General features: G+C 62.4%; 14 protein-coding genes and 1 tRNA gene. 4 read left to right on the top strand and 11 right to left on the bottom strand.

Translation table 11 applies throughout. The features are described 5' to 3' along the window. Window positions 1-70: 70 nt before the first annotated feature. From ACGYLA_RS02260 to ACGYLA_RS02245, 4 genes are all read left to right on the top strand, one after another. On the top strand, window positions 71-640 hold the full coding sequence (locus tag ACGYLA_RS02260; protein ID WP_067267369.1) for a DUF882 domain-containing protein: 570 nt from the start codon (window positions 71-73) through the stop codon (window positions 638-640). 47 nt (window positions 641-687) lie between these two features. Beyond that, the gene (locus ACGYLA_RS02255; protein WP_394429956.1) at window positions 688-2,415 is read left to right on the top strand and encodes an FAD/NAD(P)-binding protein; all 1,728 of its coding nucleotides are present in this window, start codon (window positions 688-690) and stop codon (window positions 2,413-2,415) included. A 111-nt stretch (window positions 2,416-2,526) separates the two neighbouring features. Then, window positions 2,527-3,123, top strand: coding sequence for a L,D-transpeptidase (locus ACGYLA_RS02250; protein WP_394407775.1), 597 nt, complete (start codon window positions 2,527-2,529; stop codon window positions 3,121-3,123). A 436-nt stretch (window positions 3,124-3,559) separates the two neighbouring features. Then, window positions 3,560-3,850 (top strand): hypothetical protein, encoded by a 291-nt coding sequence (locus ACGYLA_RS02245; protein WP_394429954.1) that lies wholly within the window; start codon window positions 3,560-3,562, stop codon window positions 3,848-3,850. Window positions 3,851-3,960: 110 nt separating this feature from the next. On the opposite strand, the gene ACGYLA_RS02240 is transcribed toward ACGYLA_RS02245, so the two are convergent. From ACGYLA_RS02240 to ACGYLA_RS02190, 11 genes are all read right to left on the bottom strand, one after another. Continuing rightward, window positions 3,961-4,050, bottom strand: a tRNA-Ser gene (locus ACGYLA_RS02240). Between the two features lie 72 nt (window positions 4,051-4,122). Continuing rightward, window positions 4,123-4,845 carry an alanyl-tRNA editing protein gene (locus ACGYLA_RS02235; protein WP_394429952.1) on the bottom strand — a complete coding sequence of 241 codons (723 nt, stop codon included), beginning with the start codon at window positions 4,843-4,845 and terminating at the stop codon, window positions 4,123-4,125. Next, entirely contained in the window at window positions 4,842-7,205 is a 2,364-nt protein-coding gene (locus ACGYLA_RS02230) for a DUF3772 domain-containing protein (protein WP_394429950.1), read from the bottom strand. The genes ACGYLA_RS02235 and ACGYLA_RS02230 overlap by 4 nt, the downstream gene beginning before the upstream one ends. Further along, window positions 7,202-8,236 (bottom strand): cysteine synthase A, encoded by a 1,035-nt coding sequence (locus tag ACGYLA_RS02225; protein WP_394429948.1) that lies wholly within the window; start codon window positions 8,234-8,236, stop codon window positions 7,202-7,204. The genes ACGYLA_RS02230 and ACGYLA_RS02225 overlap by 4 nt, the downstream gene beginning before the upstream one ends. Before the next feature lie 13 nt (window positions 8,237-8,249). Further along, a complete protein-coding gene (locus ACGYLA_RS02220) occupies window positions 8,250-9,383 on the bottom strand; it encodes an NUDIX domain-containing protein (protein WP_394429946.1) in 1,134 nt (377 codons plus the stop codon). 5 nt (window positions 9,384-9,388) lie between these two features. Beyond that, a complete protein-coding gene (locus ACGYLA_RS02215; protein WP_271687254.1) occupies window positions 9,389-9,829 on the bottom strand; it encodes a TrgA family protein in 441 nt (146 codons plus the stop codon). 36 nt (window positions 9,830-9,865) lie between these two features. After that, on the bottom strand, window positions 9,866-11,077 hold the full coding sequence (locus tag ACGYLA_RS02210) for a cyclopropane-fatty-acyl-phospholipid synthase family protein (RefSeq protein ID WP_271687253.1): 1,212 nt from the start codon (window positions 11,075-11,077) through the stop codon (window positions 9,866-9,868). A 59-nt stretch (window positions 11,078-11,136) separates the two neighbouring features. Further along, the gene (locus tag ACGYLA_RS02205; RefSeq protein ID WP_394429944.1) at window positions 11,137-12,558 is read right to left on the bottom strand and encodes a cryptochrome/photolyase family protein; all 1,422 of its coding nucleotides are present in this window, start codon (window positions 12,556-12,558) and stop codon (window positions 11,137-11,139) included. Between the two features lie 61 nt (window positions 12,559-12,619). Further along, window positions 12,620-13,843 carry an aminotransferase class V-fold PLP-dependent enzyme gene (locus tag ACGYLA_RS02200; RefSeq protein WP_394429942.1) on the bottom strand — a complete coding sequence of 408 codons (1,224 nt, stop codon included), beginning with the start codon at window positions 13,841-13,843 and terminating at the stop codon, window positions 12,620-12,622. Window positions 13,844-13,941: 98 nt separating this feature from the next. Continuing rightward, window positions 13,942-15,579: a BCCT family transporter gene (locus ACGYLA_RS02195; RefSeq protein WP_394429941.1), complete on the bottom strand. Its 1,638-nt coding sequence runs from the start codon at window positions 15,577-15,579 to the stop codon at window positions 13,942-13,944. A gap of 177 nt (window positions 15,580-15,756) precedes the next feature. After that, the gene (locus ACGYLA_RS02190; protein WP_394429940.1) at window positions 15,757-16,182 is read right to left on the bottom strand and encodes an HIT family protein; all 426 of its coding nucleotides are present in this window, start codon (window positions 16,180-16,182) and stop codon (window positions 15,757-15,759) included. Window positions 16,183-16,204: the final 22 nt, after the last annotated feature.

Below are 16,204 nucleotides of genomic sequence, written 5' to 3'. Positions count from 1 at the left end.
CATCTGGGGATGAGATGAATGGCCCATGTAACATCTTGGGTAACTTAGGCAGACGACGGGACAGAGACACATGACAGGCAAAAGCTCCTCGGGGATGACCCGGCGCGCCCTTCTCGGCGCATTCGCAGCAACCACCGTTGCAGCAGCTCCTACCTTCTCGAACGCAGCAGGCTTTCTGCGGGGCGCAGGCGACATTCGCCGCATCCGCATGTATTCGGGCCGCACCGGTGAGCGGTTGGACATGATCTATTGGATCGAAGGCCACTATATCAAAGACGCCTTTGCCGAAATCAATCATTTCATGCGCGACTGGCGGACCGACGATGTCATCAACATGGACCTGCGCACCATCGATATCATGGCCGCGTCGCACAATCTGCTGGATGTGAATGAGCCCTATATGCTCCTCTCCGGCTACCGCAGCCCGAAAACCAATGCGATGCTGCGCTCCCGTTCCAGCGGTGTGGCCAAGAATTCGCTGCACCTCAAAGGTCAGGCCGCTGACCTGCGCCTCGCCTCGCGCTCGGTGCATCAGGTGGCCCGCGCGGCGATGGCTTGTCGCGGTGGCGGCGTCGGGCGCTACTCCGGCTCCAACTTCACCCATATGGACTGCGGCACAGTGCGCAGCTGGGGCGGCTGATCGCAGCCTCTCCATCGGGATGAGTGAATTGTTAAGGGCGCCTTCGGGTGCCTTTTTTGTTGCCCGATTTTGTCGCCGGTGGGCTTTCGCTGGTCGTGGTACGGCTCTACGGTCGCGCCAAACACATGCCGGGGAGAGAGATGCAGATAGAAGCGGCGCGCATTGCGGTGATCGGTTTCGGGCCGCGCGGCCTTGGCGCGTTGGAGGCTCTGTCGCAACGGCTTACGGGGACCGAAGGGCGGATACAGATCGACATCTATGAACCCGGGCCCCATCCCGGCGCGGGTCCTAATTTCGCCCCCTCCGAGCCCGCCTATTGTCTGCTTAACATCCCTAACCGCGCCATCGCAATCCGCCCGCCAAAGGGGGCGCGGGTCGGGCATTTCGCGGAGTGGCAAGACCGCGCCGTAGATCCCGACAGTTTCCCCTCCCGCGCCGAAATGGGCCGCTACCTCATGGCGCGGCGGGACGATCTTTTTGCCCGGGGTTTTACGAAAACCGGCGTGACTTGCAGGGTGATCCCCGCCGCTGTGGCCCGCATCTCGCCCGAGGGGGCGGGTTGGTGCGTGCAATCGGAAAGCGGGGCGGAGGCGCCATATGACGAAGTCCTCCTCACCCTCGGGCAGCCCCCTGTCGAGCCGGACGCGCAATGGGCCGATTGGCAAGAGCACGCGGCGCGGAGCGAGGCGGAAGCCGCGCAGGCCTATCCAGCGGCGGAGCTGCGCGCGCGGGCGGCGGCATGGCGGGACAAGCACGTCGCGATCCGGGGCTTGGGGCTGTCGACCTATGATGTGTTGCGTGGTCTGACCATGGCACAGGGCGGGCGCTTCGACGCGGCGGGCTATCATGCCTCGGGCCGGGAGCCCTGCCGCATTCTGCCCTTCTCGCTCAACGGGCACCCCCCCTTCCCCAAGCCACAGGCTGCCGCTTTCGACGCGCTTTTCAATCCCACATCGGAAGAGACCGCAGGTTTCTCAAAAGCCGCCACGGCTGCGGTCAGTGCGGCATCTGAGGAGGCCCCTTCGTTGATCTCTGACGCCCTCCTGCCCGTGGTCGCGCGCATCCTCGCGCCTCACAATGTGCGGGCGGCGGAAATCGCGAACTGGCTCAAGGTGGAATGGTCAGACCCCGGCGCGCAGGACCAGTTGCCCCCAATGAAGGCGCTGCGCCATGGGATAGACTTGGCCACCGGAGAGGTCGCGCCGAGCATTGGCTACACGCTCGGGCAGGTTTGGCGCAAATGGCAGGACGCATGGCGCGCGGCCTTCAACCCGGGCAACGCGTCGCCCCAGACAGCCAAGCGGCTGATAGACTTCGATGAGGGGCTGAAACGATATTCCTACGGCCCGCCCCTGGCCTCTGCACGGGAGCTTTTGGCGCTGATCGACGCGGGGCTGGTCGACCTGTCCTTCGCCACTAATCCAGAGATCACGAATAGCGCGCAAGGCTGGACATTGCAGGTGAAGGGGCGCGCGGCGGAGGTGTCGGTCATCATCGATGCGGTGCTGCCTGTGCCGAACCTCTCGAGCATCGCAGCACCGCCCCTGCCTGATCTCATCTCCCAAGGTTTGCTCGCCCCGCTGTCATCCGATCTGGCCGCAGCGACCGTGCCTGACGGGACGCTGCGCGCCCGTGACGGACGCCCCGTGCCCGGCCTTTGCCTGCTGGGACGGCTGGCGCTCGGCAGTGTGACGGCGGTGGATTCCCTGCACGATTGCTTTGGCCTATCCGCCGACCGTTGGGCGCAGGGCGTGATCGACAGGCTGTCGGTTTGACGCGCTGCCGCTTGGCTACAACAGTTTGTGATCCGGCCCGCACGATGGAACGGCAAGGCGCTGAAACGGTTTCCCTTTCAACACGAGATTGAGGAATAGGGGAACGACGCAATGAAGAGACGACATTTCATCACCGGTGTAGCCGCCAGCGGTGCCGCATTCGGCGGTGTTCTTGCCACGCCTGCACTGGCGCATCCGCCCAAGGAAATGCCGAGCTATGACGTGCCGCCAGAGATGATGCCGCGCAAAGTGCCAATCGCGGCAGGCGCGCCGCCCTATGAAATCCACGTCGATCCCGACAATTTCGCGCTCTACTGGACTCTGCCCGACAATATGGCGTGGCGCTATACCGTGGGCGTGGGCCGCCCTGGTCTTTATGAATCCGGTGAGTTCTACGTCGGTGCCAAAAAGGAATGGCCGAGCTGGACCCCAACCCCGGGTATGATCGACCGCGAGCCGGAGAAATACAAGAAATACGCCGATGGTATGGAAGGCGGTTTGGACAATCCGCTGGGGTCGCGTGCCCTCTATCTCTTTACCGAGGAGCGCGGCGATACCTTCTTGCGCATCCATGGCACCAATGACCCCAGCACATTGGGCAAACGCGTCTCGAACGGCTGTGCCCGTCTGGTGAATGATCAGATGGCCGAGCTTTATGACCGCGTGCCGATGAACACCCGCGTGGTGCTTTACGAACCCATCGGCTGAGTTTTCTTTCGGCCACATCAAGCAGCCCGGAGCGGAGAATATCCGCTTCGGGCTTTTTTGTGCCTCTCGGTCGACCAGTAGGATTGAAACATTTCACACGGGCCAAAGAGGTTTGCCTGCGGTGGCGGCACACACGTTTCTGCGACGACTGTGTAACAGGTCTTGAACGCTCTTCGCGGGGCCGACTAGCGTCATGGGCCCCGGCCCAGGACGCAGGTATAACCTATTAATAACAGTATCTTATGCGGCTATGGCAATTTGTTACGATCTGATCGCGCTCGGTCTCGCTCTAACACTGGGCCGTGATCCGAGTTGCTTTGTAACCGCCCCTCGCCGCGCCTTAATATCATTGTATCGAACGGGCCTCCCGACCTCCCCGCCTCTCCCCAGAGCGAGAAAGCCGACGCCCTTTCCCAAACCTAAAAGGACTAGAACAATGAAACTCTTTATCGCAACCGCCGCCGCCACTCTGATCGCCACCGCGAGCTTCGCAGGCCAGTCGACACGCTACGAAGACCTGCGCTTGGACACGTCCCTAACGGCTGATGTCGTCCATGCCGCGGATGCCGGTGAAACCCGCCCTAATGAGCGCGCCGCTGACCTGCGGTTGGAAACATTCTCGGACGAGAGTGCGCCGGTCGCCACCTTCTCGACCAGCGGCCCCGTGAGCAGCTCGGGCGAAGGTTTCGCCTATGGTGGTTATGGCGCGGGCAACGACTCTCGCTAAGCTTTGACAGACAGAACTGAGAGAGCCCGGCCCGAAAGGTGCCGGGCTTTTCTACATGTGAAGCCGCATGGCCCGATGGGCAACAGCTTCTTTCTGCAAAAAAGGGAAAATGGCGGAGCGACAGGGATTCGAACCCTGGAGACGGTCTCCCGCCTACACACTTTCCAGGCGTGCGCCTTCGACCACTCGGCCACCGCTCCGTTGATGCGGGGTTTAGCTTGGGGGGACAGTGAGTTGCAAGAGCGAATTCCCCCCAGAGAGGATAAATTTATCTAACCGCCCAGATGAACATAGACACGGCGGTTCAAACGGCCCTTTTTCTCAATCTTTCCAAGGCGAAGCCCGCCGATCTCGCCGGTGCGGGCGACATGGGTGCCGCCGCAGGGTTGCAGATCGATGGGGTCCGGCGCCTCTCCGATGCGGATCAGGCGAATGTCCCCCCGTCCGCGCGGCGGGGCGACGGACATGGTTTTGATGAGTTCAGGCGCGGCATCCAATTCGGCTTCGGTGATCCAGTCCTCGCTCACCCGCGCATCGAGGGAGACGAAGTGGTTCAGCGCCTCCTCCAGTTCCTCGCGGTCCTGCGGCGCGTCGGGCATGTTGAAATCAAGCCGCCCGTGGGTGGCCGAAATCTGCCCCCCCGTCACGGGATGCGGGATCACGACCGACAGAAGGTGCAGCGCCGTATGAACCCGCATGTGCTTGTGGCGGCGGTCCCAATCGAGTTCCTGTTTCACGAATGCGCCCACCGGCGGCAAGGGACGCGGCTCTGCCGGGACCAGCGCGATGCCGCCGCTGTCTCGGTCGCGCACCGTGGTCGCGATGGTAAGCTCTTGCTTGTCCCAGGTCAGCCACCCGCTGTCGCCCGGCTGGCCGCCGCCCGTGGGGTAGAACAGGGAATTGTCCAAGATCACCCCACCTTCGGGCGTATGGGCCGCCACGCGGGCCGGGGCGTCGCGCAGGTAGGTCTCGGTCCGGTACAGCTCGCCCGTCATGCCTGCGGCTCCGGTTTTGTGTCATCTTCTATTTTCGGTGCTGCTTCGGCCTTCAGAGTCTCAGGGTTGCGCAGCCATAGGTCGCGTTGGGCAAAGGGAATTTCGATTCCTTCTTCTTTGAAACGCGCGGCGATGGCGTGGTTGATGTCATTCTTGACCTTCATCATCCAGTTCACGTCCCGCAGATAGCAACGCACCTCGAACTCCAACGCATCGGCCCCGAAGTTCAAGAACAGAACCGCGGGCGGCGGGTTGGTCAGCACGATGGGCTGCGCCTCGGCGATCTCTTGCAGGATGCCTTCGATCCGTTTGGTATCGGTGCCGTAAGCCACGCCCACGGGTACGATGAGGCGGCCCACGGTATTGCCGCGGGTGTAGTTGGTGACCGTGCCGCTGATCAGATCGGCGTTGGGCACGATCACATCGGTGCGGTCGAAGGTCTCGATCCTTGTGGAACGCACCGAGATGTCGCGCACATAGCCCATCTGGCCACCCACCTCGATCCAATCCCCTTCGGAGATCGGGCGTTCGATCAGCAGGATGATTCCGGAGACGAAGTTCGACACCACGTTTTGCAGGCCGAAACCGATACCGACGGAGAGTGCCCCGGCAACATAGGCCAGCGCAGAAAGGTCGATCCCCGCCCCGGTGATGGCGAGCAGCGCGGCGAGGAAAATCCCCACATAGCCGATCCCCGATACGATGGCGTTCTGCCCCCCGATGTCCATCCGCGTCTTGGGCAGGACGTTGCTGCGCAGCGCCCCTTGGATCAGTCGGGTGACGGCATAGCCGATCACGAAGATCACCGCGAAGGAGAGGAAATCCGTGGGACGGATCCGCGTCTCGCCAAAGGCGAAGCCGCGGCTGAACAGCGCCCAAAGCTCAGTCAGGTCGGTGACCCGCGCGCCCCATGCCAGCGCCATCACAGGCAGCGACAGCAGCAGCAGGATCAGGCCAAAGAAGACGGGCATCAGCGCGTCGCGCGCCTGCACCCCCTGCCCGGTCATGGCACCGTAAACATCGGCCAAGAAGCGTTGCAGCGTCATCACCAGCCCCAGAAGCACCAGCGTGGTGACATAGGGCGGCAGCAGCGAAACGGCGGCGTTGTAATAGCCGCTGATCAGCAAGAGGGGCGCGACCACGGCCACGATCATCGCGCCCAAGCCCAGCCCGCGCACGACGCGGTTCAGGGTCGAGGTCCGCGGCTCTTCGGCGGCGGAGACATCTTCTGTCACCGGATCGCTATAACCGCGCAGGATTTTCCCGATGCGGAACAGGGCAAAAGCGCTCAGCAGCATCACCGGCAGGCGCAGCACGGCCTCGGTGGTTTCCGCCGTTTGCTGGCCGTCGAAAATGGCGGTGATGATGGCGCCAATGATGACGGTGACGGTGATGATGCTGACGTAGAAACGAACCGCTTTGCGCTCAGCTGGGGGCAGCAGGATCAGCGCCTCGTCCTCATCGCGAGAGAACACCCGTTCGGCGACCCAGCGAACACCCAGCATCGCGCCGCCGATCACCGGGATCAGCTGCACAAGGGTCGAGCCGCGCGGGCCGAGCCAATCGGTTGCCAAGACGGCCATGGCCAGCAAAACCAGACCGACCGTGGGCAGGATGATCCGCAAAAGAGACACGACAAAGCGCCAGATGCCAAAGCCGCGCGCGCCGAATTGCTGAAGCCGCCCCACGATCGCGGTCGACCAATGGTGCCCGCGGAAAATCAGCACCAAACCCAGAATGGTGAAAGCCAGAACGGCAGGCAGAGAAGAGCGCAGGCTACGCCGCGCCGTATCGGCATCATCTGGGGCTTCGGCGGCAATTTCGCCAGCGGCGGTGGCCAGATCGTCCATCGCGGTGCGCCAATGCACCGGGTTAAGCGGCGTCGGCACCACCTCCATCAACTGCTCGGTCTGGCGTTCGCGCAAAGCAACGTCGATCTGCCCGATCAGCGCATCGGCGCGCAGATACGCCGCTTCGGCGCGTTGGACCGGTGTCAGCAGGGTGTTGAGCTGCCGGCTTAACTCTTCACGGTTGGCGGCGACTTCGGGCGATTCCGGCTCGGCCCCCTCGCCCTCCGGCGGGGTACCAAGCGCGGCCAATTGTTCGCGCAGCGCGCTGATCCGCGCCGCGTTCAGGTTGCGCGCCGCATCGAATTCGGCGCGGTAATCCACCAGCCGGGCGCGCTGCACCTCCAGCATGGTTTCGGTGGTCTCGGGCGCGTCAATCGCCTCTTCAGCCGAAGAGGCGACGGTTTCCCATTGGTCGAAATCCGGCAGAGCCGGTTCCTGTGCGACAGCAGCGCCGGTCAGCCAGACCAGCAACGCGGTAAGGCCGAGGGCGAAGCGGAGCATTTGAGTCATGTATCCTCGAAAACACCTGGGATGGATTGCGGTGCGGCATCAAGCCAACCGGGCGTCGGCAGCCCCTTTTCGCGCAGGAACTCGGGATTAAAGAGCTTGGATTGATAGCGCGTGCCGAAGTCGCAAAGCACGGTCACGATGGTATGGCCCGGCCCCATCTCTTTCGCCAGACGCATGGCCCCGGCGACGTTGACGCCCGAGGATGCACCAAGGCAGAGCCCCTCGTTCTCCAGTAGATCAAAGACGACCGGCAGGGCTTCTTCGTCCGAGATATTGTAGGAATAGTCGGGCTTGAACCCTTCCAGGTTCGCAGTGATCCGCCCCTGCCCGATGCCTTCGGCGATGGAACTGCCTTCGGACTTCAACTCGCCCTCAGTATAGTAGCTGTGCAGCGCGGCCCCATCGGGATCGGCAAGCGCGATTTTGACGCCCTTGGGTTGCAGCGCCATGGCCACGCCAACGAGCGTCCCGCCCGAGCCGACAGCGCAGCAGAAACCATCTACTTTACCGCCGGTCTGTTCCCAGATCTCGGGGCCGGTGGTTTCGATATGCGCCTGACGGTTCGCGGTATTGTCGAATTGGTTGGCCCAGATCACCCCCTCGGGCGTGGTCTTGGCCAGTTCCTTGGCCAAACGCTCGGAATAGCGGACAAAGTTGTTGGGGTTTTTGTAAGGAGCCGCAGGCACCTGCACTAGTTCGGCACCGGCCAGCCGCAACATGTCTTTCTTTTCCTGAGATTGCGTCTCAGGGATGACGATGACGGTCTTGAAACCCATCGAGGCACCCACCAGCGCGAGCCCGATGCCGGTGTTGCCGGCAGTACCTTCGACGATGGTGCCGCCGGGCTTCAGCTCCCCCCGGGCGATGGCGTCGCGGATGATGAACAGCGCCGCGCGGTCCTTGACCGATTGGCCGGGGTTCATGAACTCCGCCTTGCCCAAGATTTCGCAGCCGGTCTCTTCGCTCGCGCCGCGCAGCCGGATCAGCGGTGTGTTTCCAATGGCCTCGGCCAGATTTTTAGCAACCTGCATGTTTGCCCCCAGTTCATGTTCCGTCCGATTTAGCTGTCGCGCCTTCGGACCTCAAGCGTTCGCGGTGGCGGGCCAGCCAATAGGCGCTTGCCACCAATGGCGCATTGGCCAGCGCCTGTGCATCGGCCAAGGCCATCAGATCATCGAATGACATCAGATGCGACCGGATATCCTCGCCCTCCGCAGCCAAACCGCCGGTGCCAATGATATGATCCGGCAAATCTGCCAATCCCACGAAAATGTGAAAGAACTCCGTCGCATTCCCGGGTGAGGCATAGACGTTTCCGACCGGCTCCAAGGCGCCCAAGGTGATCCCCGCCTCTTCCTGCGCTTCGCGCCGCGCGGCGGCCTGCGGGGTTTCACCGGGGTCCATATGGCCCGCGATGGGTTCCAACTGCCAGGGGGTAAGATCGCCGCGCGCCAGCGGGCCCATGCGGATTTGCTCAACCAGCAGCACGCGGTCGCGCAGCGGGTCATAGGGCAGCACCAAAGCTGCATCCGCGCTGACAAAAACCGCGCGGTCGATCTGCGCCGACATGCTGCCGTCAAAGGTCTCATGCCGCAGCGAGATTTCATCAAGGGCGAAGAAGTTCGCGTAGACGCGGCGGCGGTCGGTCACTTCGACCTTGCCGTCGAGCGCCAGCGGATCATGCATGCCCTGTGCCGCCAGCACCTGCTGATGGGCCCGGCGGCGGATCATCGGGAACATCGCATCGACTTCGGCCCGCGGGCGCTTGCCCATATAGCTCATCACTTCACGCGCGGCGTGGCAGGAAAGCGCGGCCCAATCCCTCTCCCATTCAGGCAAGGACCATGGCCCCTGCGCGGTCCAGCGCCCGGGCTGGGGCAGATAGACCTCGGCCCCCTGCCCGTCTACCAGTGTCACCGGCACAAGGTCATAGTCGAACGCGCCTTCGTAAAAGTCGAGCCGCGCGAAATCATCCGCGCTCAGCCCCCGCACCAGCAAGCCCTCGGCCTGCGCGCCATCGCGCGTCTCAATCGTGGGAAACGGGCCTTCGGCGGCGGCAGAGACTTGGTAGCCGGACAGATTGGCGGGGCTGAGATCAATCGCCTCGGCGGAGCGGCCAAGCACGATTTCCAACAGCGGCAGATGCCGCAGAGTGCCGTAGATAAAGAGATGTCGCATGGGGATCAGGGCCAACGATTATAAGCAAATTCGGTCAAAAGCCCTGCGATCACGCCGCCGACGACAAGTGCCACGCCGATGGGCACGGTGGCGATCATCAGGCCGAATTCCGCGCCGATCTGGAACACGGCGACGATGGCCTCGAAGGGATCGTCATAGCGGTTGCGCAACGCCAGCCGGACCATTTCATTCGCCGCCTGCAAGAAGATCGCCCAGAGCATCAGCACGAAGACACCGGCAAAACCGTTGTTGATCGCAGCCACGATGCCCCGGCCCGCGCGCCGGCCCATAACGCGCCAGCCCACGATGAGGCCAAGCACCACGTTAAGCGGCAGGAAATACCCGAAATCCGTGCTTTCCGGCATCAGTGGCACCACCATGCCCGACAGGACAAAGGCCAGCACGGCGAGTGAGATCGCCGCCATAAGTCGTGCACCAGTCGGCATTTTTCGGCTCCTCGCGGGGGCGGACCGCAGGGGCGGTCACACAGGTCGCCGTACCGTAATCTGCGTCACGTCGCAATTGCCACTGTCAAATGTCGCGGCACAGGAAGTGAGGTAAAAATTCCACATCCGGCGAAAGCGTTCGTCAAAGCCAAGCGCGGTGATCTGATCCCATTTCTCGTTAAAGGTCTCATGCCAACGGCGCAGGGTGATGTCATAGCTTTTGCCAAATTCGATCGACCGGTCGACCACCAGCCCTGCCCGCTCTACCTGCTCCCGCAGGATCGTGGGGCTGGGCAACATGCCGCCGGGGAAGATGTATTTTTGGATGAAATCCACCCCGCGTTTGTAGACCTCCCAACGGCGGTCGGCGACGGTGATGATCTGCAAGGTCGCGGCGCGGCCCGGTTTCAGACGTTGGTGCAGCGTGTCGAAATAGACCGGCCAGTATTTCTCGCCCACCGCCTCGAACATCTCGATGCTGGCGATGCCGTCATAGCTCTCGGTCTCGTCGCGGTAATCTTGCAGTTTGAAGGTCACGCGGTCCGAGAGGCCCGCCTTGGCAATGCGTTCTTGCGCGTAGTTGAACTGCTCTTGGCTGATGGTCAGCGCGGTCACTTTCAGCCCGCGTTCGGCGGCGGCATATTCCGCAAAACCGCCCCAGCCGCAGCCTATTTCCAAGACATGATCGCCGGGCTGCACGCCCATCTGATCGACCATGGATTTGTATTTCGCCCGCTGCGCGGCTTCCAGCGACTGCTGGGCGTCGCCCTCGAAAATGGCCGAGGAATAGGTCATCGTATCGTCCAGCCAGAGGCTGTAGAACGCATTGCCCAGATCGTAGTGATAGCTGATATTGCGCTTGGCCTGTTTGCGGTTGTTGCGCTGAAGCCAGAAGCGGAACTTCTCGAACTGACGCAGCAGCCCTTGGCCGGGGAAACCGTCATAGACCGTCTCATTCCCCGCATGAACCAAATCCATGAAGGCTTGCAGGTCCGGCGTTGACCACCACTCGTCCAGATAGGCGTCGCAAAAGCCCAGATCGCCCTCGCGGATCAACCGTGCGAAAAGGTCATCGTTATGGATGTGCAGTTCCGCCACCGGGCCGGGCTTGGCCCCTTCGGCACGGAACACGCGGCCATCGGGCAAGACGAAGTCCACCCGCCCGTGCTGCATCTCCTGCGCCATGGCGAAGACCTGCGGGAAATAGCGCGGCAGACCTTTCTGCCCCTCGGTGGTCGTAAGCTTCATACCTCGGTTCCGTTCTTGTTCTGGCCTACTGTAACCGCAGGCTGCTGTTTCGCAAAAAGTTAAAAGTCGCGGTTGCGATAGGCGTCGAGCGCCCGTTCCCGCCCCTCTGACAGATCGACGATCGGATCGGGGTAATCATCCTCTGGGCTTAGGCCCCAGCGGCGTGGGACCGCGTCGAAATAGGCCAGCGCCTCGTCACTCGGTTTCGCGCGGCCCTCGGCGATCCAACGGCGGGTGTAGTCGCGCCCCTTGTCGAACCGATCAAGCTGGGTCTCGGGGTTGAAAATGCGAAAGAACGGCGTCGCATCGGGGCCAGAGCCTGCGGCCCATTGCCAGCCCATCGCATTATTGGCCGGATCCCAGTCGATCAGGTGTTCTTCGAACCACTTTTGCCCGATCCGCCAGTGGCACATCAAATGTTTCGTCAGATAGCTCGCCACGATCATGCGGCCCCGGTTGTGCATGCGCCCCGTGACCTGCAACTCGCGCATGGCCGCATCGACGAATGGCACCCCGGTGCGCCCCTGTTTCCACGCCAGCACCTCGGCGCGGCGCTCGTCCTCATTCCACGGGAAAGCCTGCCATTCCTCGCGCCAGTTTTGGTCAAGGATGCGCGGCGTGTGATACATCAGGTGATAGGCAAACTCGCGCCAGGCGAGTTCCTTGAGGAAGGTCTCAGCCCCGCGCTTGCCCTCCTGCATCGCCCGCTGGCCCGCGTGCCAGCACTGGGCCGGGCTGATCTCACCCAATGACAGGTTTTCCGACAAGGCCGAGGTGCCATCCTCGCCCGGCATGTCGCGGCTTTCGTCGTAGCCTTCGACGATATGGGCCATGAATGAGCCAAGCCGGGCCTGACCCGCGGCCTCGCCCAGACGCACATAGGGGCGCACTACGTCGCGCCCGCGCTGCATCTCGGCGTCCATTTGCCAATCGTCGAGCGCGGCGCTCTGGGGCCAGCTTTGTGGGGCTGGGATGTCGCTTGGAGTGGCCGAAGGGGAGGCCACATCGCGGCCCCGGACCGCCTTCCAATAGGGGGTGAAGACTTTGTAAAAGCCGCCGGTCTTGGTCTCAACCGTCCAAGGCTCGAACATCAGATGCCCGGCAAAGCTACAGGCCTCGACGCCATCGTCCTTCAGCGCCTCTTTGACTTTGGCGTCGCGGTCGATCGCGGCGGGATCGTAAAGGCGGCTCCAATAGACCGCCCCCGCGCCGGTTGTTTCGATCACCTCGCGCAGCACCTCAAGCGCATCGCCGCGACGCAGGATCAGGCGACTGCCCTTCTCGGCCAAAGTCTCCCCAAGGCAGCCCAAGGCCAGCCCGAGGCGGAATTTCGGCGCCGCGCCCAAAGCCTCTGATTGTGCGTCGCAGATGAACAGCGGGATGACCGGGCGGCCCGACTGGCAGGCCGCCGTCAGGGCGGGATGGTCGCTGAGCCGCAGATCGCGGCGGAACCACATGATAATCGGGGAATTGTCGCTCACGTTGGGGGTCTTGCTCCTGCACTTGTCCCGAAACATAGCGCCCCTGCGCCGGGGTCAAGGATCAGAGCAGATCATCCAGCGCGTTCAACAGTTTGTCCATTTCATCCTGCGTCGTGTAATGGGTGAAGCTGAGACGGAGCACGCCTTTGGCCTCATCCACCCCCATCGCGCCGAGCGCCCGGCCTGCGTAGAAAGTGCCACCCCCAGCCATGATGCCGCGCGCGGCCAATGCCTGCGCCATCTCGACCCCCGGGCGATCAAGCGCCAATGCGACCGTGGGCGCGCGGGTTGCCGCATCGGTGGGGCCGATGACCCGCACAGAGTTGCGCGCCGCCATGGCATCCAGCAGCGGTTGCAACAAAGCCGTCTCATGGGCGCGCATCGCGTCATGCACAGCAACACCGCGCGCCGTGGCCCCGGCAGTGCCGCCGATATGGTGGGCGTGGAAAGCATCGATATAATCCGCCATGCCCGCGCTGGCTGCGATCTGCGCGTGATCCGGCCCGGCGGGGGTGAAACGTTTGTAAAGCACGTCCCCGTTGAAGTGATGCGCTTGGTTCGGCAGCAGTTCGGCGAGCGCCCGGCGGATGACCATGACACCCTGGTGGGGCCCGAAGGTCTTGTAAGCCGAGAAGAGGTAGATATCCGGCCCCAGCACCCCGACATCGGCAAAGCCATGCGGCGCATAGGAGACGCCATCGACGCAGACGAAAGCACCGGCGGCATGGGCCAGCGCCGTGATCTCGGTCACCGGGTTGATCTCGCCCACCACATTTGAGCAATGCGGGAAGCAGACCAGCCGGACATTCTCGTCCAAGAGAACTTCGAGCTTTGCCGGATCGAGATGCCCGGTGTCAGGGTCGATTTGCCATTCGCGGATCTCGATCCCCCGCTCGGCCAGCCTGCGCCACGGGCCGGTATTGGCCTCATGGTCCTGATTGGTCACGACGATCGCCTCACCGGGCTGCATCATCTGGCCAAAAGCCTGCGCCAGCACATAGGTGTTTTGCGTGGTCGAGGGGCCAAAGCTCAGCTCCTCCGGCGTCACGCCTAGGATCGCGGCCATGCGGGTGCGGGCCTCGTCCATCTCTTCCCCACCAAGACGGCTGGCCTCATAGGCGCCGTAGGGCTGCACCTTTCGCTGGGTGTAGAAGCGATGCAGCCGGTCAATCACTTGGCGGCAGGTGTAAGACCCACCGGCGTTCTCAAAGAAAGCCTGCCCCTGAAGGCTCGGCTCGGCGAAAGCGGGAAATTGGGCGCGGACCCATTCGGAATCAATATGCATGGCGGGAAGGTCCACCGCGGCGCGGCCAAGGTCAAGCGCCCAAAGAAAACGGCGGCCCCGAGAGGCCGCCGTCATCCGTGTCGCAAAGGCTGTGCAGGTTAGCGGATTTTACGCTCGTCCTGCAGACCGCGGAAGATGCAGAAGCACATGAAGAGCAGCAGCAGCGTGAACAGCAAACCGGTGGAGATCACCATGGATTGCAGCGCTGCCAAGCCGCCGCCGATCAACAGCGCGATGGCCACGGCACCCTCAAAGATGCACCAGAACACTCGCTGCGGCACCGGCGCGTCGACCTTGCCGCCCGCCGTGATCGTGTCGATCACCAGCGAACCAGAGTCGGAGGAGGTGACGAAGAACACCACCACCAGCACGATGCCGATGAAGGAGGTGATCGAGGCCAAGGGCAGCGCGTCGAGCATTTTGAACAGCTGCAACGGCAGACCCGCATCTTGAGCCGCGGTGTAGCCGTCATTCAGCACCTGATGGATCGCGGTGCCGCCAAAGATCGACATCCACAGCACACAGACAAGCGATGGGATCAACAGCACGCAAACGATGAATTCGCGCACGGTACGGCCCCGGCTGACGCGGGCGATGAACATGCCGACGAAGGGTGACCAGCTGATCCACCAAGCCCAGTAGAACGCCGTCCAGCCTTGGGAGAAGTTCACGTCTTCGCGGCCAAACGGGTTCGCGAGTGCAGGCAGATACTCAATGTAAGCGACCAGCGAGTCCCAGAAGAAGGACAGCAGGAAAACAGTTGGCCCGACGATCAAGGTGAACAGTGCCAGCAGTGCTGCCAGACCCATGTTAACCTCACTGAGGACTTTGACACCGCCATCAAGACCGCGCAGCACCGAAACCAGCGCCACGGCGGTGATCAGCGAAATCAGAACGATCTCAGATGTGGTGCCAACGGGAATCCCGAACAGCTCGTTCAGACCGGCGTTGGCCTGCGTGGCACCCAGACCCAGCGACGTGGCCAGACCAAAGAGCGTGGCGAAAACAGCGATAGTGTCGATGATATGCCCGGGCCAGCCCCAAACACGTTCGCCCAGAACCGGGTAAAAGGCCGAGCGGATCGTCAGCGGAAGACCTTTGTTATAGGTGAACAGCGCCAGCGCCAGCGCGACGATGGCATAGATCGCCCAAGGGTGCAGACCCCAGTGATAAATCGTCGCCGCCATGCCAAGGCGCAGCGAACCGGCCTCGTCACCCGTGGCGGCACCCAAGGGGGCCCAGTCGGTGCGCAACCCGTTCTCTGTCGTGATCTCGCCCATGGAGGTCGAGAAATGGGTCAAAGGCTCGGCCACGCCGTAGAACATCAAGCCAATGCCCATGCCCGCCGCGAAAAGCATCGCGAACCAGCCCAGATAGGTATAATCCGCGACCGCTTCATTGCCGCCAAGGCGGACACTGCCAAAGGGCGTGACGATCAGCAAAAGTGCAAAAATCACCACCAAGTCGGCAGAGCCGATCAGGAACCAGTCGAAGTTCTTGGTGGTAAAGTTGAACATGGCCGAGAAGATCGCGGCGGCCTGTTCCGGCAATGCGATGGTGTAGAACACGAAGACCACGACCGCGATCCCCGAGATTAGAAAGACCGGGTTGTGAATATCCAGCCCGAACGGCCCGATCTGCCGTTCGATATTGTCCTGACCGATCTCATAATCGGTATCGATCACATCCGCCTTGCCCTCAGGCTCGGGGATGCCGTGCGAATTGGTATCGCTCATAATCTGTTCCCTCTTTGATGACAGATTACCGCGCAAAACGCGGCCTTCTGTTTTTCTCATCCGTGCGCAACAGGATAGAGGCCTGCGACCATTGGGCAAGCCATTGCGGCCAAGCCCCCTTGGAAACTTGGCTAAAACGACCGTTTCGGTATCTGCTGCGACGTAAGTTTGGGGGGACTACCCTGTCCCGAGCGCGGCTGCAATCGCATCGGCCTGTTCGCGAATCCGGTCCATGTCCCCTTGGACACCGGGCGGACGCAGCTTGTCGCCCTCATGCCGCGGCAGGATGTGGTAGTGGAGGTGAAAGACCTCTTGCCCGCCCGCAGCCTCGTTAAACTGCTGCACGGTGATGCCATCGGCGCCAAAGGCGCGCAGGCAGGCGTTGGCGACTTTCTGAACCGTCGCCAGACAATCCGCCAATTGTGTAGGGCTCGCGTCGAGCATGTTGCGGCAGGGAGACTTGGGGATCACCAGACAATGCCCTTCGGCGCGGGGCATGATGTCCATAAAGCAATAGGTCTTGTCGTCCTCATAGACCTTAAAGCTTGGGATCTCTTTGCGCAGAATCTTGGCAAAGATATTGTCGTCGTCGTAGCTGGCCATCATGCTCTCCTTCTGGCGGTCG

The organism is Sulfitobacter sp. 1A13679 (assembly GCF_043557115.1).
Classification (GTDB): Bacteria; Pseudomonadota; Alphaproteobacteria; order Rhodobacterales; family Rhodobacteraceae; genus Sulfitobacter; species Sulfitobacter faviae.
The sequence above is the reverse complement of the archived record's forward strand: the minus strand, read 5'-3'. Positions and strand labels throughout refer to the sequence as shown.

Excerpts from the sequence above, each read along its gene's own strand:
- ACGYLA_RS02260 (WP_067267369.1), top strand. The coding sequence starts at position 71 with ATGACAGGCAAAAGCTCCTCGGGGATGACCCGGCGCGCCCTTCTCGGC.
- ACGYLA_RS02250 (WP_394407775.1), top strand. The coding sequence starts at position 2,527 with ATGAAGAGACGACATTTCATCACCGGTGTAGCCGCCAGCGGTGCCGCA.
- ACGYLA_RS02245 (WP_394429954.1), top strand. The coding sequence starts at position 3,560 with ATGAAACTCTTTATCGCAACCGCCGCCGCCACTCTGATCGCCACCGCG.
- ACGYLA_RS02235 (WP_394429952.1), bottom strand. The coding sequence starts at position 4,845 with ATGACGGGCGAGCTGTACCGGACCGAGACCTACCTGCGCGACGCCCCG.
- ACGYLA_RS02230 (WP_394429950.1), bottom strand. The coding sequence starts at position 7,205 with ATGACTCAAATGCTCCGCTTCGCCCTCGGCCTTACCGCGTTGCTGGTC.
- ACGYLA_RS02225 (WP_394429948.1), bottom strand. The coding sequence starts at position 8,236 with ATGCAGGTTGCTAAAAATCTGGCCGAGGCCATTGGAAACACACCGCTG.
- ACGYLA_RS02220 (WP_394429946.1), bottom strand. The coding sequence starts at position 9,383 with ATGCGACATCTCTTTATCTACGGCACTCTGCGGCATCTGCCGCTGTTG.
- ACGYLA_RS02215 (WP_271687254.1), bottom strand. The coding sequence starts at position 9,829 with ATGCCGACTGGTGCACGACTTATGGCGGCGATCTCACTCGCCGTGCTG.
- ACGYLA_RS02210 (WP_271687253.1), bottom strand. The coding sequence starts at position 11,077 with ATGAAGCTTACGACCACCGAGGGGCAGAAAGGTCTGCCGCGCTATTTC.
- ACGYLA_RS02200 (WP_394429942.1), bottom strand. The coding sequence starts at position 13,843 with ATGCATATTGATTCCGAATGGGTCCGCGCCCAATTTCCCGCTTTCGCC.
- ACGYLA_RS02195 (WP_394429941.1), bottom strand. The coding sequence starts at position 15,579 with ATGAGCGATACCAATTCGCACGGCATCCCCGAGCCTGAGGGCAAGGCG.
- ACGYLA_RS02190 (WP_394429940.1), bottom strand. The coding sequence starts at position 16,182 with ATGGCCAGCTACGACGACGACAATATCTTTGCCAAGATTCTGCGCAAA.